Annotated in this window: 20 protein-coding genes; 2 read left to right on the top strand and 18 right to left on the bottom strand. The window is 65.7% G+C overall.

What is annotated here, in order from left to right; genetic code table 11:
* Nucleotides 1-11: 11 nt before the first annotated feature.
* The 5 genes from nrdE to B7R21_RS03435 form a co-directional block, all read right to left on the bottom strand.
* Nucleotides 12-2,174: a class 1b ribonucleoside-diphosphate reductase subunit alpha gene (gene nrdE / locus B7R21_RS03455; RefSeq protein ID WP_301182547.1), complete on the bottom strand. Its 2,163-nt coding sequence runs from the start codon at nucleotides 2,172-2,174 to the stop codon at nucleotides 12-14.
* The gene (gene nrdI / locus B7R21_RS03450) at nucleotides 2,159-2,560 is read right to left on the bottom strand and encodes a class Ib ribonucleoside-diphosphate reductase assembly flavoprotein NrdI (RefSeq protein ID WP_116281860.1); all 402 of its coding nucleotides are present in this window, start codon (nucleotides 2,558-2,560) and stop codon (nucleotides 2,159-2,161) included. The genes nrdE and nrdI overlap by 16 nt, the downstream gene beginning before the upstream one ends.
* Nucleotides 2,561-2,616: 56 nt before the next feature.
* Nucleotides 2,617-2,850, bottom strand: a complete 234-nt coding sequence (nrdH, locus tag B7R21_RS03445; RefSeq protein WP_116281859.1) for a glutaredoxin-like protein NrdH — start codon at nucleotides 2,848-2,850, stop codon at nucleotides 2,617-2,619.
* Nucleotides 2,851-3,124: 274 nt separating this feature from the next.
* Nucleotides 3,125-4,417: an MFS transporter gene (locus B7R21_RS03440; protein ID WP_116281858.1), complete on the bottom strand. Its 1,293-nt coding sequence runs from the start codon at nucleotides 4,415-4,417 to the stop codon at nucleotides 3,125-3,127.
* A gap of 135 nt (nucleotides 4,418-4,552) precedes the next feature.
* Nucleotides 4,553-5,281 (bottom strand): cyclase family protein, encoded by a 729-nt coding sequence (locus B7R21_RS03435; RefSeq protein WP_253259615.1) that lies wholly within the window; start codon nucleotides 5,279-5,281, stop codon nucleotides 4,553-4,555.
* A gap of 157 nt (nucleotides 5,282-5,438) precedes the next feature.
* Here B7R21_RS03435 and B7R21_RS03430 point away from each other — a divergent pair, with 157 nt between their 5' ends.
* Both B7R21_RS03430 and B7R21_RS03425 read left to right on the top strand, forming a co-directional pair.
* Nucleotides 5,439-6,416, top strand: a complete 978-nt coding sequence (locus B7R21_RS03430; protein WP_116281856.1) for an ROK family protein — start codon at nucleotides 5,439-5,441, stop codon at nucleotides 6,414-6,416.
* Between the two features lie 207 nt (nucleotides 6,417-6,623).
* Entirely contained in the window at nucleotides 6,624-6,872 is a 249-nt protein-coding gene (locus B7R21_RS03425) for a hypothetical protein (protein ID WP_116281855.1), read from the top strand.
* 24 nt (nucleotides 6,873-6,896) lie between these two features.
* Here B7R21_RS03425 and B7R21_RS03420 read toward each other — a convergent pair whose 3' ends face one another.
* The 13 genes from B7R21_RS03420 to B7R21_RS03360 all read right to left on the bottom strand — a co-directional run bounded on the left by B7R21_RS03420 (nucleotide 6,897) and on the right by B7R21_RS03360 (nucleotide 21,392).
* Entirely contained in the window at nucleotides 6,897-8,051 is a 1,155-nt protein-coding gene (locus B7R21_RS03420) for a cystathionine gamma-synthase (protein ID WP_116281854.1), read from the bottom strand.
* 121 nt (nucleotides 8,052-8,172) lie between these two features.
* Nucleotides 8,173-9,537, bottom strand: coding sequence for a cystathionine beta-synthase (locus tag B7R21_RS03415; RefSeq protein ID WP_116281853.1), 1,365 nt, complete (start codon nucleotides 9,535-9,537; stop codon nucleotides 8,173-8,175).
* Nucleotides 9,538-9,628: 91 nt separating this feature from the next.
* Nucleotides 9,629-11,500 (bottom strand): ABC transporter ATP-binding protein, encoded by a 1,872-nt coding sequence (locus B7R21_RS03410; protein ID WP_116281852.1) that lies wholly within the window; start codon nucleotides 11,498-11,500, stop codon nucleotides 9,629-9,631.
* Between the two features lie 96 nt (nucleotides 11,501-11,596).
* On the bottom strand, nucleotides 11,597-12,577 hold the full coding sequence (locus B7R21_RS03405; RefSeq protein WP_116281851.1) for a carbohydrate ABC transporter permease: 981 nt from the start codon (nucleotides 12,575-12,577) through the stop codon (nucleotides 11,597-11,599).
* Complete coding sequence (locus B7R21_RS03400; RefSeq protein WP_116281850.1) at nucleotides 12,574-13,716, bottom strand: carbohydrate ABC transporter permease; 1,143 nt, start codon at nucleotides 13,714-13,716, stop codon at nucleotides 12,574-12,576. The genes B7R21_RS03405 and B7R21_RS03400 overlap by 4 nt, the downstream gene beginning before the upstream one ends.
* 93 nt (nucleotides 13,717-13,809) lie before the next feature.
* Nucleotides 13,810-15,168 carry an ABC transporter substrate-binding protein gene (locus B7R21_RS03395; RefSeq protein ID WP_116281849.1) on the bottom strand — a complete coding sequence of 453 codons (1,359 nt, stop codon included), beginning with the start codon at nucleotides 15,166-15,168 and terminating at the stop codon, nucleotides 13,810-13,812.
* Between the two features lie 245 nt (nucleotides 15,169-15,413).
* Nucleotides 15,414-15,797 (bottom strand): 50S ribosomal protein L7/L12, encoded by a 384-nt coding sequence (gene rplL / locus B7R21_RS03390; protein ID WP_116281848.1) that lies wholly within the window; start codon nucleotides 15,795-15,797, stop codon nucleotides 15,414-15,416.
* A gap of 3 nt (nucleotides 15,798-15,800) precedes the next feature.
* Nucleotides 15,801-16,319 (bottom strand): 50S ribosomal protein L10, encoded by a 519-nt coding sequence (gene rplJ, locus B7R21_RS03385; protein WP_116281847.1) that lies wholly within the window; start codon nucleotides 16,317-16,319, stop codon nucleotides 15,801-15,803.
* A 222-nt stretch (nucleotides 16,320-16,541) separates the two neighbouring features.
* Nucleotides 16,542-17,258, bottom strand: coding sequence for a YqjF family protein (locus tag B7R21_RS03380; RefSeq protein WP_116281846.1), 717 nt, complete (start codon nucleotides 17,256-17,258; stop codon nucleotides 16,542-16,544).
* A gap of 52 nt (nucleotides 17,259-17,310) precedes the next feature.
* Complete coding sequence (locus tag B7R21_RS03375; RefSeq protein ID WP_116281845.1) at nucleotides 17,311-18,165, bottom strand: DUF1684 domain-containing protein; 855 nt, start codon at nucleotides 18,163-18,165, stop codon at nucleotides 17,311-17,313.
* 28 nt (nucleotides 18,166-18,193) lie between these two features.
* Nucleotides 18,194-19,705, bottom strand: coding sequence for a sensor histidine kinase (locus B7R21_RS03370; protein WP_253259614.1), 1,512 nt, complete (start codon nucleotides 19,703-19,705; stop codon nucleotides 18,194-18,196).
* Entirely contained in the window at nucleotides 19,702-20,466 is a 765-nt protein-coding gene (locus B7R21_RS03365; protein ID WP_172582171.1) for a response regulator transcription factor, read from the bottom strand. The genes B7R21_RS03370 and B7R21_RS03365 overlap by 4 nt, the downstream gene beginning before the upstream one ends.
* Nucleotides 20,467-20,549: 83 nt before the next feature.
* A complete protein-coding gene (locus B7R21_RS03360) occupies nucleotides 20,550-21,392 on the bottom strand; it encodes an NAD-dependent epimerase/dehydratase family protein (RefSeq protein WP_116281843.1) in 843 nt (280 codons plus the stop codon).
* Nucleotides 21,393-21,431: the final 39 nt, after the last annotated feature.

Here is a 21,431-nt window from a genome sequence, read left to right as displayed (position 1 = left end):
CTCGCCGTGCATTACAAAGCACATGACACGCAACCCTCGATCTCGGTACCCTCCAGCGCCATCTGGCGGAGGCGGATGTAGTAGATCGTCTTGATACCCTTCCGCCAGGCGTAGATCTGCGCCTTGTTGATGTCGCGAGTCGTGGCCGTGTCGCGGAAGAACAGCGTCAGCGAGAGACCCTGGTCGACATGCTGGGTCGCAGCCGCGTAGGTGTCGATGACCTTCTCGGCACCGATCTCATAGGCGTCCTGGTAGTACTCCAGGTTGTCGTTCGTGAGGAACGGCGCGGGGTAGTAGACGCGACCGATTTTGCCTTCCTTGCGGATCTCGATCTTCGACGCGATCGGGTGGATCGAGGCCGTCGAGTTGTTGATGTACGAGATCGAGCCGGTCGGGGGCACCGCCTGCAGGTTCTGGTTGTAGATGCCGTGCTCCATGACGGAAGCCCGAAGCGATGCCCAGTCCTCCTGCGTCGGGATGTGGATCGAGGCGTTGTCGAAGAGCGATGCGACCTTCACGGTCGACGGCGTCCACGAGGCATCCGTGTACTTGTCGAAGAACGAACCCGACGCGTAGGTCGAGTCGGCGAAACCGTCGAACACCTCGCCACGCTCGATCGCGATGCGGTTGGAAGCCCGCAGCGCGTGGAACAGCACCGTGTAGAAGTAGATGTTCGTGAAGTCGATGCCCTCGTCGGAGCCGTAGAACACCCGCTCCCGAGCGAGGTAGCCGTGAAGGTTCATCTGGCCGAGGCCGATGGCGTGCGAGCGGTCGTTGCCCGATTCGATGGAGCGCACCGAGGTGATGTGGCTCTGGTTCGACACCGAGGTGAGTCCGCGGATGGCCGTCTCGACGGTCAGGCCGAAGTCGGGCGAATCCATCGTGAGCGCGATGTTCAGCGACCCCAGGTTGCAGGAGATGTCTTTGCCGATGTTGTCGTACGAAAGGTCTTCGTTGTAGGTCGTCGGCGTGTTGACCTGGAGGATCTCCGAGCAGAGGTTCGACATGTTGATGCGACCCTTGATCGGGTTCGCCTTGTTCACCGTGTCTTCGTACATGATGTACGGGTAGCCGGACTCGAACTGGATCTCGGCCAGCGTCTGGAAGAACTCGCGGGCCTTGATCTTCGACTTGTGGATGCGCGGGTCGTCGACCATCGCCCGGTACTCCTCGGAGACACTGACGTCACCGAAGGGCACGCCGTAGACCTTCTCGACGTCGTACGGCGAGAACAGGTACATGTCCTCGTCGTTCTTCGCGAGCTCGAATGTGATGTCGGGCACCACGACGCCGAGCGAAAGCGTCTTGATGCGGATCTTCTCGTCGGCGTTCTCCCGCTTCGTGTCGAGGAAGCGCATGATGTCGGGGTGGTGCGCCGAGAGGTACACCGCACCCGCACCCTGGCGGGCACCGAGCTGGTTGGCGTAGCTGAAGGAGTCTTCGAGCAGCTTCATGACGGGGATGATGCCCGACGACTGGTTCTCGATCTGCTTGATGGGAGCGCCGGACTCCCGGATGTTCGACAGCAGCAACGCGACACCGCCGCCCCGCTTCGAAAGCTGCAACGACGAGTTGATGGCGCGGGAGATCGACTCCATGTTGTCTTCGATCCGCAGCAGGAAGCATGAGACGAGCTCGCCGCGCTGGGCCTTGCCTGCGTTCAGGAAGGTGGGGGTCGCGGGCTGGAACCGACCGCCGATGATCTCCTCGACGAGGTTGATCGCGAGGGTCTCGTCGCCGTCGGCGAGGCCGAGCGCGGTCATGACCACGCGGTCTTCGAAGCGCTCGAGGTAGCGCTTGCCGTCGAACGTCTTCAGCGTGTACGAGGTGTAGTACTTGAACGCCCCGAGGAACGTCTCGAAGCGGAACTTCTTCGAGTACGCGAGGTCGTTGAGCTTCTGGATGAACTCGAACGAGTAGCTCTCGATGAGAGCACTCTCGTAGTACTCCTTCTCGACCAGGTAGTCGAGGCGCTCGCGGAGGTTGTGGAAGAACACCGTGTTCTGGTTGACGTGCTGCAGGAAGTACTGCTTCGCCGCTTCTTTGTCTTTGTCGAATTGGATGTTGCCGTCGGTGTCGTAGAGGTTCAGCATCGCGTTCAGCGAGTGGTAGTCGAGACCCGTGGCCGCGCCTGTGAGACCACCGGACGGCGCCTCGATCAGTGTGCTTTCCAAAATTCTTCCAATCCTGTTGTGACGGCCTCGACATCGTCGGGCGTACCGAATACTTCAAACCGGTAGAGGGTGTCGACACTGCATTTCTGCGCGACGATGTCACCCGCGAGACAGTAGGCCTCGCCGAAGTTCGTGTTTCCTGCGGCGATGACGCCCTTGATCAGGGAACGGTTGTGTGAGTCGTTCAGAAACCTGATGACCTGTTTGGGAACAGCGCCTCCGGTCGTCCCTCCCCCGTAGGTGGGCAACACGAGAACGTAGGGCTCATCGACTTTCAGTGGCGCTTCGCTGGCGTAGAGCGGGATCCGGTGAGCCGGTGTGCCCAGCTTCTCGACGAAGCGCCTGGTGTTGCCTGAGACGCTGGAGAAATAGACCAAATCAGCCATGCGAGATTGCTCTCCCCGAGATCGGAGCGACTGGGAGGCACAGGCGCTTTATATATTCAGGCTACGCGCGAAGCGAGTTCGGCGATCTTGTCGGGGCGGAAACCCGACCAGTGGTCGTCGTCGGTGATGACGACGGGAGCCTGGAGGTAGCCCAGCTCCTTGACGGCCGCAAGGGCCTTCTCGTCGACCGAGACGTCGAAGATCTCGTATTCGAGACCCTTGTTCTCGAGGGCGCGGTAGGTGGCGGTGCACTGAACGCAGGAGGGCTTGGTGTAGACCGTGATTGCCATGTTTTGCGCCTTTCTCTTCAAACTCGGTGACAGGAGTACAACACTACATCTAGTTGTCAGCTTCAGAACAGACCCCTAGATGAAGTAGTTACATCCGTGTAATTATCCACAGCTTCTGCGGAGTTTCCACACCTTCTCAACACCCTGAGTGCACAGGCCATTCCGCGTATTCAGGCCTCACAGGGGCGATCTGTGGATAACCGCACCGCCGTGGTCTGAGGACAACTTCGACCACCGACATCCGAACCACCGGGCGTGTCGCGGGCCTGCCCCACTAGGAGCGTGCGCGCCCGCTCACGGCGAGCGCCACCAGGGCGAGAGCGGTCGCCAGCAGGAAGCACGCGGTGAACGAGAAGCCGCTCGCCGCCCCGGCCGTCGCGAAGATCGCCGCCGTCAGAGCCAGGGACGACGCCGCCCCGATCGAGTCGGAGATTGCCAGCGCCGAGGAGTTGAAGCCCTGGTTCGTGACACTCGAGAGCCGGAGCATGGCGACAGACAGTCGCGGGTACATGGCCCCCATCCCCGCTCCCGCGAAGAGCCAGCCGACGATGGCCAGCACCGGCGAGAGGGCGAAGATCGAACACGCGAGCACGATCGCCAGCGCGAAGAGCACCAGCAGGATGCCTGCCCTGATGCTCGCCACGTCGCTGATGCGCTCGGAGTACCTGCCCTGCAACCACGACGCCCCGGCCCAGGAGAGCCCGGCGAACGACAGCGCCAGCCCCGCCAACGCCGGTGTCAGCTGGTACTGGCTCGTGAAGAAGTAGGGAAGGTACGTCTCTGCCGCGAAGTAGGCCCCCGACACCAGCCCGCGCAGCAGGATGACCGTGGGGAGCCCCTGCCGGGCCAGCAGGGCGCCCGGCGGGAGGAGGGTTCGGAGCGAGACGACGGCGATCACGATGGCGGCCACCGCGAGCATCCAGACGACCGTGCCGTCCAACCGGTCGGCGAGCTGGCCCGACAGGCTGGCAACCAGCACTGCGCACGCCGCCACCACCGACCAGACGATGCGGGACAGCTTCCACAGCCCGCCCGTCGACACCGCCTCGAACCCGCGCATGACCGGAACGACCATGCCCATCGCGAGGATCACCAGCACCACCACACCGAGGAACACCCAGCGCCAGCCGACGGTCTCTGCCACCACACCGGCGACGAGCGGCCCGACGAGAGACGGGATGACCCAGGCCGCGGCGAAGGCGGCGAAGACCTTCGGGTGCAGCCGTTCGGGGAAGACCCGGGCGACCAGCACGAACAGCGCCACGGTGAGCCCGCCGCCACCGAGCCCGGAGACCAGCCGGCCGAGCACGAGAAGCTCCATGTTCGTCGCCAGCCCGGCGACCAGCAGCCCGCCCGCGAAGAAGATCACCGAGGCGAAGACGGGACGGCGGGGGCCGGTTCGATCCGACCAGTTGCCGGCGACCACCATCCCCACGACGCCGACGGCCAGCGGGCCGGAGAAGGCGAGCGCATAGAGCGACGCCCCGTCGAACTCGGCGCTGATCGTCGGCATCACCGTCGTGACGGCGAGCGCCTCGAACGCCGAGAGCAGGATCATTGCGAGCATCCCGACAGTCACCCAGCGATAGGGTCGCCCGAGGATGCCCGCGCCCGAGTCGCTCGGCCGGGCATCCTGACCCGTCGCCGACCCCGTGCTCAGCTCACAAGGCTACGGGAGGCCGCCGACACCGCGTGCGGAAGGTCAGGCGGGGCCGTCCACCGTCGCAAAAGCGCGAACCGGGAAAGTGCCGAAGCCCGCCACCTTCGGCGGCACAGCGGTGAAGCGCGCGCCGCGGAACGGCAGAGAACCGAGGTTGGTGAGGTGCTCGACGACGTGGATGCCCGCATCCAGCAGCAGCGTGTGCGCGGGCCGCTCGCCGCCCGACTCAGTGTCGTCGATGTTGAGCGAGTCGATTCCGACCAGCGCGACGTCGCGTTCGATGAGCAGCCGCGCGCCGTCCTCGGTCAGGAACGGCGACCCACTGGCATACGAGGGGGTGCCGAAGAGCGCGTCCCAGCCGGTGCTCAGCAGCACGGCTGTGCCGCGGAGATCTTCGGTGCCGAACGCATCCGCCGTGATGCCCCGGCCGTCGAAGCCGGGCCCTGACTGGTCTTCGGGAGACGGACCATCTGTCTGCTCGCCGGCGATGGCGGGGAACGAGAAGACCACGGCGGGCAGTTCGGCGAGCGTCTCGAGGCTGAGCGTCGAGAGGTCGCCCCCGTCGGCGTAGCGGTGGAACGGGCTGTCGAGGTAGGTGCCGGTGTTGCCGATCATCGTGATGATGTCCATCGCGAACTCTGTGCCCTCGGCGTACTTCGACCTCGAGTCCTCGCGGGTCAGGTGCGGCGTGAAGCGGGGCGCAGGGAGGCCCGGGTAGGTGACGAGGCCTTCGGTGATCGTGTGGCTGAGGTCGATGAAGCGGCGGCTCATGCGGGGACCTTCCTTATCGGTGGGGCGGGGGCGTCGGAGGTGCTGCCTCTGGGGGCATGGCCCAACCATGGCAGACCGGAGCACTCCGCCTGAATGGCAGAAATGACAATGATGTGGTGCTTTCTGCCAGCTCACGCACTGCGGCTAGAGTCGAGAGGTGAACGACGACGCTCCCCTCCCGCTGGCCGACACGGCTCCCTCCGAGCAGGATGACGGCGGTGCGCCCCGGCTCGTCACCGTCGCCGACATCGGTGGCAGCCACATCACCGCGGCCGTTGTCGGGATGCACGGCAGCAGCGCCCGCGTCGTCGCGTCGGCGGGCGCCGACACCGACCCCCACGGGGCAGGCACGGAGATCCTCGACATCTGGGCATCCGCCTGCCGCGACGCCGTCGCCCAAGCGGGTGGTGACGCCCGTGCCGACGCGGCCTGGGCCATCGCGATGCCCGACCCGTTCGACTATGAGCGCGGGGTGGGCACCTTCGAGAACGTCGCGAAGTTCGAGAATCTCTCCGGGGTCGACATCCGCGGGGAGCTCGCCGCCCGGCTCGGTGCAGAACCGTCTGCCGTGCGATTCGTGCACGATGCGAGCGCCTACGGCATCGGCGAATGGATGTTCGGGGCAGCCTCCGGCCACGATCGCGCCGTCTGCATCACGCTCGGCACCGGCGTCGGCAGCACATTCCTCGACCACGGCACCCCCATCAAGCACCGCGCCGACGTACCGACGAACGGCACTGTGCACCTCCTCGAGGTCGATGGCGGCCCCCTGGAGGACACGGTCTCGACCCGAGCGATCGTCGCCGCCTTCGCCCGGGAGACCGGCGAGACGACCAGCGTGAAGGAGATCGCCGGCCGGATGCGCGCCGGCGATGCGGCCGCGACCAGGGTGCTCGAGCATGCTTTCTTCGCGCTCGGACGCTGCCTCGGCCCGTGGCTCGCCGCATTCGAGGCCAGTGTGCTGGTGGCCGGGGGCTCGATCTCACGCTCGTGGGACCTGTTCGAGCCCGGCTTCCGGGCAGGAGTCGCCGAAGCCGATCCCGCCTGCGCTGCCCGCCTCGAGCTCGCCGCCTCGCGACTGCTCGACGACGCTCCCCTCCTCGGCGCGGCGGCCTGGCTCACCCGCTCGGCCTGATCGCCTCACCGCACTCCGCCCCGCACCCCTTCGGTTCCGCGCATCTTTGTCGCTTCCGCGCCTCCGCGCACAGTGGCGGAAGCGACAAACGGGCGCGGAACGCCATGCGGGGCAGGCAGGCAGGCAGGGGTGCGGGGCGGGGGCGGGTGGGTTGTGAGCCGGAGGAGGTCGGCCTACGGTGGGGTGACCCCGCAAAGGAGACAGATCATGGGCGACATCCCCGGCTTCCTGGCAAGCGAGTTCCCCGACGAGGCACGCCACGTGCCCGGCCAGGAGGCATTCACCGCGCGGAAGGAGGCCGAGGAGGAAGAGTCCGCGGCCGGCACCGCCGACCCTGTCGACGAGAAGCAGATCTTCTACAAGCAGGACGAAGCGAACCCCGAGGACGACGCCGCCGACAGCGCGTCGTCCGGCCGCAACAGCGACGAGTCTACGTACGGCGACGCCGACCTCTGACGCCCGCCGCCGCGGCAGCCGGGATCAGCGCCGGGGCAGTGCCCGATCGAGATCGTCGATCAGGTCATCCACGTTCTCGATTCCCACCGAGAGCCGGATGATGTTCTCGGGAACCTCGAGCGCGGTGCCCTTGACGGACGCGTGCGTCATCTCGCTGGGGTAGCCGATGAGCGATTCCACCCCGCCGAGCGATTCCGCGAGCTGGAAGACCTTGGTCGACTCGGCGAACCTGCGCGCGGCCTTCGGGCCCGCCTTCAACCCGAGCGAGATCATTCCGCCGAAACCCGACATCTGGGTCTTCGCCAACTCGTGTCCCGGGTGCGTCTCGAGGCCCGGGTAGTAGATGCGCTCCAGCGCCGGATGCCCGACCAGGTGCTCGGCGATGGCCTGCGCATTGGCGCTGTGCCTGTCCATCCGCACGGCGAGCGTTTTGATCCCGCGAACGGTGAGCCAGGCATCCATCGGCCCGGAGACCGCGCCCGCGGCGAACTGCTGGAACCCGACCTTCGACGCCAACTCCTCGTCGTTCAGCACGACTGCACCGCCGAGCACGTCGGAGTGGCCGCCGAGGTACTTGGTCGTCGAGTGGATGACCACGTCGGCTGCGAGCGAGAGCGGCTTCTGCAGGTAGGGCGAGGCGAAGGTGTTGTCGACGACGACCAGAGCCCCGGCCGCGTGCCCGATCTCGGCGAGTTCCCCGATGTCGCTGATCTTCATCAGCGGATTGCTCGGCGTCTCGAGCCAGAGGATCTTCGTCTTGCCGGGCACGACGGCCTTCTGCACGGCGTGCAGGTCCATCATCTCGACGGTGTCGTTCAGGATGCCCGACTTCTTGTGGATCGTGTTGATCAGGCGGTGGGTACCGCCGTAGACGTCGTTGCCGAGCACCACGTGGTCGCCCGGTTCGAGCGCCGCCCGGAGCAGGGCATCCTCCGCCGCCAGCCCGGACGAGAACGAGAACGCGTGCTTTCCGCCTTCGAGCGCGGCGAGCAGCGTCTCGAGCGACGTACGCGTGGGGTTGCCGCCACGGGCGTACTCGTAGCCGCCCCGGAAACCGCCGATTCCGTCCTGCACGAACGTGGAGGTCTGGTAGATCGGCGGGATGATCGCACCTGTGGTGGGGTCGAACTCCTGCCCGGCGTGGATGGCTGTGGTCTCGAAGTGCTGTTTGCGTGGCATGGCATTCCTAACGCTCGGGTGGGCGCGATTATTCGTGGGGGTTCAGGTTTCGGTCAGGCTGAGGCGCGCAGGCCGGCCGGCCCGGCGGGTCAGTCTGGCGTGGGGTAGGCCTGCCCGGCGGTCAGGCGCTCAGGAAACTGAGCAGGTCCTGCCGGGTGATCACGGCGACAGGCTTTCCCTCGTCGGTCACCATCAGCGCCGACGCCGAACCGAGGAACTGTCGCGCCGCGGCGACGGACTCGTTGATGCCGATCAAAGGGAACGAGGCTCCCTGGAAGGTGCCGACCGTGTCTCCCATGGCCGCAGCGCCGCTGAAGAGGTGTTCGAGCAGAGCCTCCTCGTTCAGCGAACCGACGACTTCGCCCATCACCACGGGCGGTTCCGCAGTCAGCACCGGCATCTGCGACACCCCGTAGGTCTTCATGATCTCGATCGCGTCGTGCACGGTGTCGCTCGGATGCGCATGCACAAGGGCAGGCAGGGATCCGTCTTTCGCACCGATGAGGTCGCGAACGGTGCTCTCGCTCGATTCGCTGGTGAACCCGTAGGAGCGCATCCACTTGTCGTTGAAGATCTTGCCGAGGTAGCCGCGACCCCCGTCGGGCAGCAGCACGACGACCACGGCGTCGGCGGGCAGGTCACGGGCCGCCTTGAGCGCGACGGAGACCGCCAACCCGCTGGAACCGCCGACGAGCAGGCCCTCCTCGCGGGCGAGGCGACGGGTCAGCTCGAACGACTCGGCGTCGCTCGAAGCGATGATGCTGTCGACCACGCTCGGGTCGTAGGCGGTCGGCCAGAAGTCCTCGCCGACACCCTCTGTGAGGTAGGGCCGGCCGGTGCCGCCCGAGTAGACCGACCCCTCCGGGTCGGCTCCGATGATCTGAACCGTGCCGCCAGACACCTCTTTGAGGTACTTTCCGACACCGCTGATGGTGCCGCCGGTGCCGACGCCGGCCACGAAGTGGGTCACCTTGCCCTCGGTGTCGCGCCAGATCTCGGGGCCGGTGGTCTCGTAGTGGCTGAGCGGACCGTTCGGGTTGGAGTACTGGTTCGGCTTGAACGCGCCGGGGATCTCCCGCGCCAGACGGTCGCTCACCGAGTAGTACGACTCCGGGTCTTCGGGAGCCACGGCGGTCGGTGTGACGACGATCTCGGCGCCGTAGGCCAGGAGCACGTTGCGCTTGTCCTCGCCCACCTTGTCGGGCAGCACGAAGACGCACCGGTAGCCGCGCTGCTGGGCCACGAGCGCGAGGCCGATGCCGGTGTTGCCGGAGGTGGGTTCGACGATGGTGCCGCCGGGCTTCAGCAGGCCCTCGCGCTCTGCCGCGTCGACGATCCTCGTGGCGATCCGGTCTTTCGACGAGCCGCCGGGGTTGAGGTACTCCACTTTCGCGAGCACCGTCGCCGCAATGCCGTCGGTGACCGTGTTGAGGCGGACGAGCGGGGTGTTTCCGACGAGGTCGAGGACTGTCTGTGCGTATTTCACCCGTTCAACCTACCAGCGACGTCTGCCGTGTTACCGGAGTCTGCCGTCGTTACCGGAAGTGCCGTCAGAGCCCCGGCCGCCCTCAGGCCGCTCACAGGGCGCCCGCCGAGATCTGCTCGCTGTACAGGTTCGAATAGGCGCCGCCCCGGGCCAGGAGCTCGGCGTGCGTGCCTCGCTCCACGATGAGCCCGTCTTCGACCACGAAGATGACGTCTGCCTTCACCACAGTGGACAGTCGGTGAGCGATGGCGATGGTGGTGCGGCCGCGCGACGCTGTGTCGAGAGCATTCTGCACGACCCTCTCGGAGATGGAGTCGAGGGCGCTGGTCGCCTCGTCGAGAATGAGCACGGCGGGGTTCTTCAGCAGCACGCGGGCAATCGCGATGCGCTGCTTCTCTCCGCCCGAGAGCCGGTATCCGCGCTCCCCGACCATCGTCTCGTAGCCGTCGTCGAAGCTCACGATGCGGTCGTGGATGTTCGCCAGCACCGCCGCAGCCTCGAGCTCCTGCTGGCTGGCCGTCGGCTTCGCGTAACGGAGGTTCTCCGCGATCGTCGCGTGGAACAGGTACGTCTCCTGGCTCACGATGCCGAGGTGGGCCACCAGCGACTCCTGTGTGAGGTCGCGCACATCGATGCCGTCGAACAGCACCCGCCCGCCCGTCGCCTCGTAGAACCGGGGAATGAGGTACGACACCGTGGTCTTGCCAGCACCCGAGGGGCCGACGAAGGCGGCGAACTGGCCCGGCTCGATGTCGAAGGAGACACCGCCGAGAGTTGGCCGCGACTCGGGCGACGCATCTGCGTAGCGGAAGACCACCTCGTCGAACTGCACGCGCCCGGCCGCACGGGCCTCCGGCAACACCCGGGCGCCCGGCCGGTCCGCGATGGCGGGCTTCAGGTCGAGGTACTCGAAGATGCGCGCAAAGAGAGCCCCCGACGTCTGCAGGTCGAGCGCAACCCGGAGCAGCCCGAGCAGCGGGAACAGCAGCCGCGCCTGCACCGTCGTGAACGCGACGATGGTTCCGGCCGTGATGTCGGTGGCACCGTTGCCGAGCAGGAAGCCGGCCACGAGGTAGACGATCGCCGGGATGCTGGAGAGGAAGATACTCACCATCGCGAAGAACCACTGGCCGCTCATCTGCTGGCGCACCTGCAGGAACACCTGATTGTCGTTCTCGGCGGAGTAGCGGCCGATCTCGGTCTGCTGCTGGTTGAAGCTCTTGGCGAGCAGGATGCCCGAGACGCTCAGCGTCTCCTGCGTGATCGCCGTCATGTCGCTCAGCGACTCCTGCGTCTTCGTGGCGATGCGTGCCCGCACCTGGCCCACCCGTCGCTGCGCGATGACGAGGATCGGCATGAGCACGACAGCCACGATCGTGAGCTGCCAGTTCAGCAGGATCAGCGCCACGAATGCCGCGATGACCGTCACCGTATTGCCGAGCACACTCGAAATCGTGTTGGTGAGCACTGCCGCAACACCGCCGACATCGTTCTGCAGGCGGGACTGGATGACCCCGGTCTTCGTCTTGGTGAAGAAACTCAGTTCCATGCGCTGCAGATGGGTGAAGAGACGCACCCGCATCGAGCCCATCACCTTGTTGCCCACCGTCGCCGTGAGGTAGGCCTGCCAGACCCCGATGAGACTCGACGCCACGTAGAGCACGATCATCACACCGACGATCTCGGCGAGCACGGGCACGTTCGGGCCCGATCCCGCGGGGAACAGCCCCCGGTCGAAGGCCTGCTGGGTGAGCAGCGGCGGAATCACCGAGACCGCCGCGGAGACAAGTACGAGCACCACGGTCAGGATGATCGGGCGCCGGAAGGGGCGGAACAGGTCGACGATCCGCCCGAACAGATTCTCGACCTTGGGCGCGTCGGCGTTCCGGGCCCGTTGAGCGTCGGCGTCACCGCCGCCCATCATGGGGCGACCGCCCCCACCTCGCACTCCGACACCACTCATGTTCCCACTGTACGTGCGCTGAAAACACGAAGGCCCCCGCTCGCACAAGCTGTGCAGAGAAGGGGCCCGCGTGGCGGTTGTGGAGGAGAGGAGGGATCAGCCCTTCGTCGCTCCGGCGAGGAGTCCCCGCACGAAGAATCGCTGCAGGGCGAAGAACACGATGAGCGGAACCAGGATCGAGATGAACGCCCCCGCCGTGAGGAGCTCCCACGACTGGCCGAACGACCCGGACAGATCCTGCAGCGCCTTGGTGATCGGAAGGTTGCCACCCGACGTGAAGATGGTCGCCACCAACAGGTCGTTCCAGACCCAGAGGAACTGGAAGATCGCGAACGAGGCGATCGCCGGCATCGCCAACGGAATGATCATGCGGAAGAAGACCTGGCCGTGACCGGCGCCGTCGACCCGTGCCGCCTCGATGACCTCGGACGGGATCTCCGAGATGAAGTTGTGCAGCAGGAAGATCGCGAGGGGCAGGGCGAAGATCGCGTGCGCGATCCACACCTTCGCGAAGCTGTCGGGCACGCCGTTCAGGTTGAGACCCGGCAGCACGTAGAACCCACCGATCTTCACACCGTCGGAGAACAGCGTCAGCAGGGGCACGAGCGCCATCTGGATCGGCACGATCTGCAGCGCGAACACCCCGATGAAGATGGCGTTCTTGAACTTGAAGTCGATCCACGCGAAGGCGTAGGCCGCCAGGCTCGCGACAACGATCGGGATGATCGTGGCCGGGAGGGTGATCACCAGCGAGTTCAGGAAGGCCTGCCCAAGGGAGAGGGCGTTGCCGGCGTTCAGTGCTGCAGCGTAGTTGTCCAGCGTGAACGCCGGGTTGGTGAAGATCGTCCACCAGCCCGTGGTCTTGATGTCGGCTCCCGGGCGGAACGAGGAGATGAACAGGCCGAGGGTCGGGATCGTCCAGACGATGGCGATGATGAGGGCGGCCGTGGTCGCACCTCTCGACGTCATCCGCTTCTTCGCCTTGCGGCTGGTCGTCTCGATGACGGCCTCTCCGCGGGCGAGCTGCCGGCTCGTCGACTTGTCGAACGGAATATCAATCGGAGCTACGGCGCTCATCGGATCTCCCTCTGGTTCTTGATCTGGCGTGCGTTGAAGACGATGATCGGCAGCACGAGCAGGAACAGCACGACGGCGAGGGCCGAACTGTAGCCGTCACGGCTGCCGAGCTGGAACTGGCGCACCATCTCGAAACCGAGCACGGTGGTGTCATTGCGACCGCCGGTCATGGCACTCACGATGTCGTAGACCTTGAGAGAGGCGATCGAGATGGTCGTCAGCACGACGATCAGTGACGAGCGGATGCCCGGAACCGTGACATTGATGAAGGCCTGCCAGGCATTCGTGCCATCGATCGACGCCGCTTCGTTCTGCTCCTGCGGCACGCCCTTGATGGCGGCGGAGAGCACGACCATGGCAAAACCGGTCTGCGTCCAGATGAGCACCACGACGAGGAACAGGGTGTTCCAGGGCTGTGCACCCAGCCAGTCGACCGGCTGTCCGCCGAACCAGATGACGATTTGGTTGAGCAGGCCGATCTGCGAGTCGCCCTGGCGCACGTCGTAGAAGAAACGGAAGATGATCGACGCGCCGACGAACGAGATCGCCATCGGCATGAAGACGAGCACCTTGAAGAACTTCTCCCCGCGGCTCTTGTCGATGAAGTACGCGTAGGCGAGGCCGAAGACCGTCGAGGCGATCGGCGCGATCAGCACCCAGACGATCGTGTTGAGGAAGGCGGTGAGCCCATCTGCACTCGAGAACAGCCAGGAGAAGTTGTCGATGCCGACGAACCTCGAACCGTCGTTGCTCATGAAGGCAGCACCCGCGGTCTTGATCGTCGGGTAGACGAGCCCGATGATGAGCAGGATGAACGCCGGCGCCATGAAGGCGATGAGCTGGAAGAGGTAGCCCGCGCCCTGGCGCGAACGGTAGTCGATCAGGAAGAAGATCCCGCCGAGCACGGCGGCGACAGCCGCGATCCAGATCGCCGAGTTGTAGATGCCGAAGAACACCAGCGCACCGAACGGCACCAGCACGCAGACGGCGAGACGGATGATCGTATAGCGGAGGCCACGTCGCGGCGCTATCTCGACCAGGAAGAGCACGATCGCGATGACCGCGACGAAGGCAAGGATGATGATGGGGATCTGGGCGAGAGGCGGAAGCCCAGCGAGCCACCGGAAGAAACCGGACATGCGAACCCTTTCAGGAATGGGACGGATGGAGAGGGTGCAAGAAGGTCACGCCGACAGCTGCGTCGACGTGACCTTCTTGCGAACCGGTATGCCCTAGGAGGTGTAGCCGGCCTGGATCTCGGTCAGCACGTCGTCGGTGCTCTTACCGTCGATCCAGTCGACCATTCCCTTCCAGAAGCTGTCCGAGCCGACTGCCTTCGGCATGAGGTCGGAAGCATCGAAACGGAACGTGGTCGCCGGGTCCTGCAGGATCTTGATCGAGGCCTTCAGGATGTCGCTCGAGGCGTTGGCCGGGTCGAGACCCTTGTTCGCGCTGATCACACCACCGAGCTTGACGCGGCTGTTCGCCCAGTCACTCGACGCGAGGTACTCCTGCACCTTCTGGGTGTCGGCATCGTTCGAGAACGCGCCGACCATCTCGCCACCACCGGTGACCGCTTCGCCCTTGGAGGCGTCGATGGGCGGGGTGAGGAAGGCCCAGACGTCGCCGTCGGGTGCGACCGTCGCGGTGTTGCCCGCAGCGTTCTTGACTCCGGTGATGAAGCCATCGAAGAACGAGGCCTGGTGGGTCATCGGGCAGGTGCCGTTGGCAACCGGCGTCGCGACGTCACCGAAGGCGGTGGAGTTGATCGACTTCACGTCACCGTATCCAGCGTTGACCAGTGTCGGGTCGAGGAGGATCTTGCCGACCTCGTCGAACGCGCTCTTGATCTTCGGGTCGGTGAACTTCGTGTCGCCCTTCACCCAGCTGTCGTAGGTGTCGGTGCCCGACTGGCGAAGCACGAGGTCTTCGATCCAGTCCGTTCCCGGCCAGCCCGAGGCGTCGCCCGAGTTGAAGCCCGCGCAGAAGGAGGGGGTGCCCGTCTTCTGCTGGATGGTCTTGGCGAGCGCGACGAGGTCGTCGTAGGTCTTCGGGACCTCGACGCCCCACTCCTTGAACTTGGCCGGCGAGTACCAGATGTAGCCCTTGACGCTGGCCATCAGGGGCGCGGCGTACTGGGTGCCGTCGACGGCTCCGTAGTTCGCCCAGTCCTCGGACCAGTTCTTCTTGATGATGGCAGTGAGCGAGTCGGTGGCCTTCTGCACCTTGCCCGACTTGATGGTGTCGTCGAGCAGGCCCGGCTGCGGGAAGATGGCGAGGTCGGGCAGGTCGTTGCCCTGCACCTTGATGCCGATGTTCTTCTCGAAGTCCTTGTCACCGGTGTAGTTGATGGTGATGTTGTTGGCCTTGGACCAGTCGGCCCAGGACTGGTTCAGTTTGACGGCCTCGTCACCGACGATGGTGCCGGTGATGTTCACGACGCCGTCTGCAGTGCCGACGGCAGCAGCCGTCGATGCGCCAGCAGCGTTGGGGTCGTTGGGGTCGCTGGATGAGCAACCTGTGAGCGCCAGTCCGGTGACGGCCAGGACGGCGAGCGGGATGGTGACCCGACGATTCAGGGCAAGCCTCATTTTCTTCTCCTCTTTGAGTGCTGTGACTGCGCAGGCCGTGCTCGTCTCGAGCGGTAGCAAGCGCTTCCAGTGACAAACACTAGGCGGCCGATACGTTCGGGGCAAGCTGGTGGAGAGGATTCTTCACCGCAGATACACAATCGTTACCTGAACTATCCCACACAAATGAGAGCGCGACCATCCGCATGAACAAAGGGCATCCCGACCGAAGCCGGAATGCCCTTTGTGTAAAGCCTGAACGAGAGTTACTTGAGGGTAACGGTCGCTCCGGCAGCCTTGAGCTGCTCGACTGCCTTGTCGGCAGCTTCCTTGTTGACGCCTTCGAGAACCGGCTTGGGTGCTCCGTCAACGAGTGCCTTCGCCTCACCGAGGCCGAGGCTGGTGATCGAACGCACCTCCTTGATGACCTGGATCTTCTTCTCGCCAGCGGCCTCGAGGATGACGTCGAACGACGTCTTCTCCTCGACCTCTTCGGCGGGGGCGGCGGGGCCAGCGGCACCGGCAGCGGCGACGGGGGCCGCAGCGGTGACCTCGAAGACCTCTTCGAACTTCTTCACGAACTCGCTGAGCTCAATGAGCGTGAGCTCCTTGAAGGCGTCGATGAGCTCGTCGTTTGACAGCTTTGCCATTGTTTACTCTCCTTGTGTAGATACTTTTTCGCGCAGTGCCTCGACCGTGCGAACGGCCTTCGACATCGGCGCGGTGAACAGGTAGGCGGCACCGAACAGCGAGGCCTTGGCGGCACCGGCGAACTTCGCCAGCAGCACCTCCCGGCTTTCGAGGTCGGCGAGCTTGTTGACCTCTTCGGCGGTCAGCGGGTTACCGTCGAAGTAACCGCCCTTCACCGTCAGAAGAGGGTTTGCCTTGGCAAAGTCGCGCAGAGCCTTTGCAACGCTCACGGGGTCACCGTGAACGAAAGCGAGTGCGGAAGGACCAACCAGCTCGTCGTCAAACGAGCTGATACCGGCCTTGTTGGCCGCAATCTTGGTCAGCGTGTTCTTTACCACGGCGTAGGTGGCGTGCTCACTGATGGAACGGCGCAGGCTTGTCAGCTGCGCAACAGTGAGACCGCGGTACTCAGTAAGCAGTACGGCCGTCGAGCTCTCGAAAAGATCGGAGAGTTCGGCAACCGTGGCTTCTTTGTTCGCCATGGCGCTCCTTGTGGATACTAATACTGCAAAAATTTGCTGGCAGCCCCGGAAAAACCCACAAAAAAAGCTCCGGCACAGGAGTGCGGAGCTGAAGGCCCGAAACGAATCACAGGCCGGACTTCGAACACCTGCGCGGGCCTCGCGTGAGCGAAACTTTGACCGGTGCGTTCCCACGGATGGGCGCACACCGATGACCAGCGGTCTTTGGCTTTGACAACAGTATCACAGGCGGGTCGGCTTGCCGAACACCGAGTCCACTCCGGGGGAGAACAGCACGGAATCCGGCGGCCGGTTGGCCACACCGGGGAGACCGGCACGGGTGAGGAGGGTGTCGGAGAAGTCCAGCAGCTCGGCCTCCTGGAGTGCCCACGGCTGGTGCCGGTTCGGCATGTGGAGGGTCTGGCCGAGGTGCTTCGAGAAGAGGGCCCAACGGGCGGTGAGGAAGTCGGCGAGGGCATCCGGATGCTCGATCCTCGCGCCGGGTCGCACCGACACCGCAGAATCGACCTCCCCCCGGGGCGTGGTGTGCCGCCTCGAGGTGTAGACGAGCGTGCCCGCCGTCTCGCGCACGCGCATGTGCGACCACACGTAGGGGATGCCGAAGGCCACGCGCGCGCCCACCACCGCTGCCAGGCGCTCGGCCTCGAGCGAGAGGAAGACCACACCCTGGCGCCCCTGGCGATCTCTCGCGTACAGCCGCACGTTCGTCTCGTGGAAGGTGCCGACGTAGGGAACGGCCGGTGACGCACCGAACCGCGTGTTGCGGAGGGTGAAGGGAACGAGACCCACCCATGAGCTGCCGTCGAACTCGTCCGGCACGACGCCCGGCGGCATCAGAGATGCGGCGTCGGCCGTGGGGATGCGCCAGTGCAGGAAGGTGACGTTGCGCCAGTGCTGGCTGAGGATCGGCTTGGGGATCTCGTGCGGAGAAAAGCTCACTCCCCTATCGTCGCACCTCCGGCTGGGTGCCGAGACCCCGGCGCACCCACAGTCAGTGCAGAAGGCCGCCCGACGTGTTCAGAACGTTCTTCTCACCGGCCTCGACCGGCACCCTCAGGCGGTTCTCCAACGGCGGCATGGGGCAGTTGAAGTGGTACGAGAACGCACACGGCGGCAGATACGCGCGGTTGAAGTCGAGGGTCACCGTTCCCGGTCCGCTGCCGCCCTGGCGGGCATCCGGAACCAGCTTCATGAAGCGACCCACACCGTAGGTCGAGTCGCCGCTCGTGGCGTCGCTGTAGACGAGCAACAGGTTGCCGTTGTCCTCGAATGCTGTGAGCGAGAAGTCGATGCCGTCTTTTGTGAAGGTGATCTCGGCCGGAACGACACGTTCGCGGGTCACACCGTTGTCCTTCAGGTGCTCCACACCGATCGCGCGGCCGCCCTCGATGGGAGTGAAGGCCGCCTGCACGACCCAGTCCGGGTCGAAGTCGAACGCCTCGATGCTGCCGAACTCGCGATTGCCCTCCGATTCCGCATCCCAGACCCGGAGGGCGTAGGTGTCCTCTTCGCTGGCGATGACGTAGCCCGTCACGGTGTCGCTGAAGCGCACCTCGGATGGCCGTTCCGCATCCTGGCCCGCCACGACGACGCTCCCGTCGACGAGCACTCCGTCGACCCGGATACCGTCGCCCGCAGCGGCCTCGAGCCGGAGCCCCGACTCGCCCGCCGGGAGCGGGAACCAGAGTCCCGGCACGCCGAACGCACGCTGGCCCTCCGACGGGTCGCCCACGATCCACTCCGTGTTCACCAGTGCGAGGTTGCCCTGCGCGCCTGTGACGAAACGTCGACGCGCCTCGCGGTAGGAATCGAGCTGGGCACGAACATCCTGAATCAGATCGGTCATGTGGGAGAGAACCCGCACCGACCGCGATTTATGCCGGGGTGGCCGCGTGCGGAGTCGGCTGCGGCACACCGGCCACCGGCAGCAGGATGCGGAACGCGGTGCGTCCCGGCGCGCTCTCGACTGTCACGGATCCGCCGTGCGCCTCCGCCACCGCGTGCACGATGGCCAGGCCGAGCCCCGTGCTGCCCGCATGCCGCGAGCGCGAGACGTCGCCCCGCACGAACCGTTCGAACAGGGTCGGCATCAGCGCCGGGTCGATTCCCGGGCCGTCGTCGGTCACGCTGATGACCGCGAACGCTCGGCCGCCGACCGTGATCGACTCCAACCCGGCGGTCACATGAGTGCCGGGAGGCGTGTGCACCCTCGCATTCGCCAGAAGATTCGCGGTGATCTGGTAGATCCGGGGCGCGTCGCCGACGATCTCGACGGGCTCCTCCGGGAGGTCGAGGACCCAGTCGTGGTCCCGCCCGGTCACGTGCGCGTCGCTCACCGCGTCAACGAGGGTCAGCGTGAGGTCGACGGTCTCCCTCGCGATGTCGGGCCGCGAGTCGAGCCGGGCCAGCAGCAGCAGGTCTTCGACGAGGCTGGTCATGCGTTTCGCCTCCGACTCGATGCGGCCGAGCGAATGGGTGACATCATCGGGCAGCTCGTGGCTTCCCCGCCGGGTCAGCTCGGCGTAGCCCCGGATCGACGCCAGCGGCGTGCGGAGCTCATGACTGGCGTCGGCGACGAACTGCCGCACCTTGTCCTCGCTCTGCTGCCGGGAGGTCAGCGCCGAGGCGACGTGTTCGAGCATCCGGTTCAGGGCAGAACCGACGCGCCCCACCTCGGTCTTCGGGTTCGTGTCCCGCTCGGGCACCCGCACGGCGAGCGCGACCTCGCCGCGATCGAGCGGCAGTTCGGCAACGTGAGCTGCAGTCTCGGCGACCCGCTGCAGCGGACGGAGGGCGAACCGGATGATCAACCCACCGATCGCGACGGCGAGCAGCAGCCCCACGACGGTGATGATCACGGTGATCAGGGCCTGCTGGGCGATCGTGGCCTGCACGGAGGCGAGCGAGACGCCGAGCACGACGGACGCCCCGTTCGTGGTCACCAGCGAGACGACCCGGTACTGGCCGAGACTGCCGCCGAGATCGACGGTCACCGGGTTCGCCGACGTCGGCACGGCGACCAGCTGCGCGATCTGAACCGCCGACAGCGTGGCGATCGAGGTGTTGTCGAAGCCGCCCGTCGTGTCCGATCCCGTAGAGACCACGGCTCCCGACGTCACGACGATTCCGGCGGAGCTGATGAGCCCGACGGTGCCCACGGGCTGGCGTTCGAGGAAAGTCGAGGGGTCGTTGTTGCGCAACTGCAGCGTGTAGCCGCCGCTGGGGGGTGCGGATGCGCCACTCGAGCCTCCGCCACCGGGCAGTTGGGCATCCAACCGACTGACCAGCACGCCGTTCAGCGTCAGCGTCGAGACAAGCCCGATCGCGAGGCCCAGCATGGCGATGAGGGCGGCGACGCTCAGGATCAGTCGGCGACGGAGGGTCACGGAGCGGTCTTCAGCATGTACCCGGCGCCGCGCACCGTGTGGATCATCGGCGACTTGCCGGCGTCGATCTTCTTGCGGAGGTAGGAGATGTAGATCTCGACGACGCTCGAGCGGCCGCCGAAGTCGTAGCTCCACACCCGGTCGAGGATCTGGGCCTTGCTCAGTACGCGGCGGGGGTTCCGCATGAGGAAACGCAGAAGCTCGAACTCGGTGGCGGTGAGCTCGATCTCGTCGTCGCCCCGGCGCACCTCGTGGCTGTCCTCGTTGAGCACGAGATCGCCCACGACGACCTCGGGATCGACGGCATCCGTGACCAGCACGGTCGACCGGCGGAGCAGCCCGCGAAGCCTCGCGACGAGCTCTTCGAGGCTGAACGGCTTCGTGACGTAGTCGTCGCCGCCTGCGGTCAGGCCGGCGATACGATCGTCGAGCGAGTCCTTCGCGGTGAGGAACAGCACCGGCACCTCGGCGCCGTCGGCCCGCACCCGGTTCAGCACGGCCAGGCCGTCGATGTCGGGCAGCATCACGTCGAGCACGATGACGTCGGGCTTGAACTCGCGCGCCATGGTCACGGCGGTGCGACCATCGCTCGCGGTCTTCACGTCCCAGCCCTCGTAGCGGAGCGCCATCGAGAGCAGGTCGGTGAGCGTCGGCTCGTCGTCGACGACCAGCGCACGCACCGGCGATCCGTCCGCGCGGGACAGCCTCGGCCGGAGGGCCGTCGACGCGGACGAACTGGACGGGAGCCTTGAGTTTTCTATGGTCACACCCCCCAGTATTCTCAGGTTCCTATGACCCAGCTATGAGCCGTCTACACCAACCCTGTGAGTCTGCCACGGCTGGCTCAGCGGGCATCCCGCCAGCTGTGCTCCGGATCGTAGCCGAGTACGCGCCTCGCCTTCGAGATGGAGAGCAGCGTGGTGTTCTCGCCCAGCTCGCCGCGGAGGGGAGTGTCGGGGAAGACCTCCGCCACCAGTTCGGCGTTGCTGCGGGTCATCACCGTGTCGGCGGCGGCGATGATGAATCGTTCGAATCCCCGGCCCTCCCACTCGAGAGCCCTCTCGACGGCCTGGGCCCCGTCACGGGAGTCGATGTAGCCCCAGAGGTTCCATTTGCGAAGGCGGGCATCCTGATCGAACGACGCGAACTCGGCGTAGTCGGCCGGGTACATCACGTTGGAGAAGCGCAGTGCGACGATCTTCAGCTCCTCGTCCCACCGGGTCAGTTCGATCGCGAGCTGTTCCTCGAGGTGCTTCGTGAGCGAGTAGACGCTCTCCGGGCGCGCCGGGTACTCCTCATCGACAGGAATGTAGGGCGGCGGGGTGTCGAACGGCAGGCCGAGCACCGTCTCGCTCGACGCGGTGACGATGTTCTTGATGCCGGCCCGTCGTGCCGCGTGCAGCACGTGGAAGGTCGACAGCATGTTGTTGTCGAAGGTCGCGACGTCGCTCAGGATGCCCGGGGCCGGGATCGCGGCAAGGTGCACCAGAGCATCCAGACCCGCATGCCGGTCGTTCACGCCGAGCAGCGCATCGATCGTCTGGCCGTAGTCAGTGAAGTCGACACGGATGCTCGTGTCGCGGCTGCCCGCGACATCCAGGTTGAACACCTCATGCCCTGCTGCCGACAACTGTTCGACGACGGTGCGGCCCAGTTTTCCCGAACCGCCGGTGACTGCAATACGCATGGAGCTCCCTTGCTGTGTTGGTTCCATCCTCTCAGCAGA

Source organism: Subtercola boreus, assembly GCF_003399625.1.
Taxonomy (GTDB): domain Bacteria; phylum Actinomycetota; class Actinomycetes; order Actinomycetales; family Microbacteriaceae; genus Subtercola; species Subtercola boreus_C.
Note: the sequence above shows the minus strand (reverse complement) of the source record. Positions and strands in the feature narration are given on the sequence as shown.

Excerpts from the sequence above, each read along its gene's own strand:
- nrdI (WP_116281860.1), bottom strand. The coding sequence starts at position 2,560 with ATGGCTGATTTGGTCTATTTCTCCAGCGTCTCAGGCAACACCAGGCGC.
- nrdH (WP_116281859.1), bottom strand. The coding sequence starts at position 2,850 with ATGGCAATCACGGTCTACACCAAGCCCTCCTGCGTTCAGTGCACCGCC.
- B7R21_RS03440 (WP_116281858.1), bottom strand. The coding sequence starts at position 4,417 with ATGCTCGCAATGATCCTGCTCTCGGCGTTCGAGGCGCTCGCCGTCACG.
- B7R21_RS03435 (WP_253259615.1), bottom strand. The coding sequence starts at position 5,281 with ATGAGCCGCCGCTTCATCGACCTCAGCCACACGATCACCGAAGGCCTC.
- B7R21_RS03425 (WP_116281855.1), top strand. The coding sequence starts at position 6,624 with ATGGGCGACATCCCCGGCTTCCTGGCAAGCGAGTTCCCCGACGAGGCA.
- B7R21_RS03420 (WP_116281854.1), bottom strand. The coding sequence starts at position 8,051 with ATGCCACGCAAACAGCACTTCGAGACCACAGCCATCCACGCCGGGCAG.
- B7R21_RS03410 (WP_116281852.1), bottom strand. The coding sequence starts at position 11,500 with ATGAGTGGTGTCGGAGTGCGAGGTGGGGGCGGTCGCCCCATGATGGGC.
- B7R21_RS03405 (WP_116281851.1), bottom strand. The coding sequence starts at position 12,577 with ATGAGCGCCGTAGCTCCGATTGATATTCCGTTCGACAAGTCGACGAGC.
- B7R21_RS03400 (WP_116281850.1), bottom strand. The coding sequence starts at position 13,716 with ATGTCCGGTTTCTTCCGGTGGCTCGCTGGGCTTCCGCCTCTCGCCCAG.
- B7R21_RS03395 (WP_116281849.1), bottom strand. The coding sequence starts at position 15,168 with ATGAGGCTTGCCCTGAATCGTCGGGTCACCATCCCGCTCGCCGTCCTG.
- rplL (WP_116281848.1), bottom strand. The coding sequence starts at position 15,797 with ATGGCAAAGCTGTCAAACGACGAGCTCATCGACGCCTTCAAGGAGCTC.
- rplJ (WP_116281847.1), bottom strand. The coding sequence starts at position 16,319 with ATGGCGAACAAAGAAGCCACGGTTGCCGAACTCTCCGATCTTTTCGAG.
- B7R21_RS03375 (WP_116281845.1), bottom strand. The coding sequence starts at position 18,165 with ATGACCGATCTGATTCAGGATGTTCGTGCCCAGCTCGATTCCTACCGC.
- B7R21_RS03360 (WP_116281843.1), bottom strand. The coding sequence starts at position 21,392 with ATGCGTATTGCAGTCACCGGCGGTTCGGGAAAACTGGGCCGCACCGTC.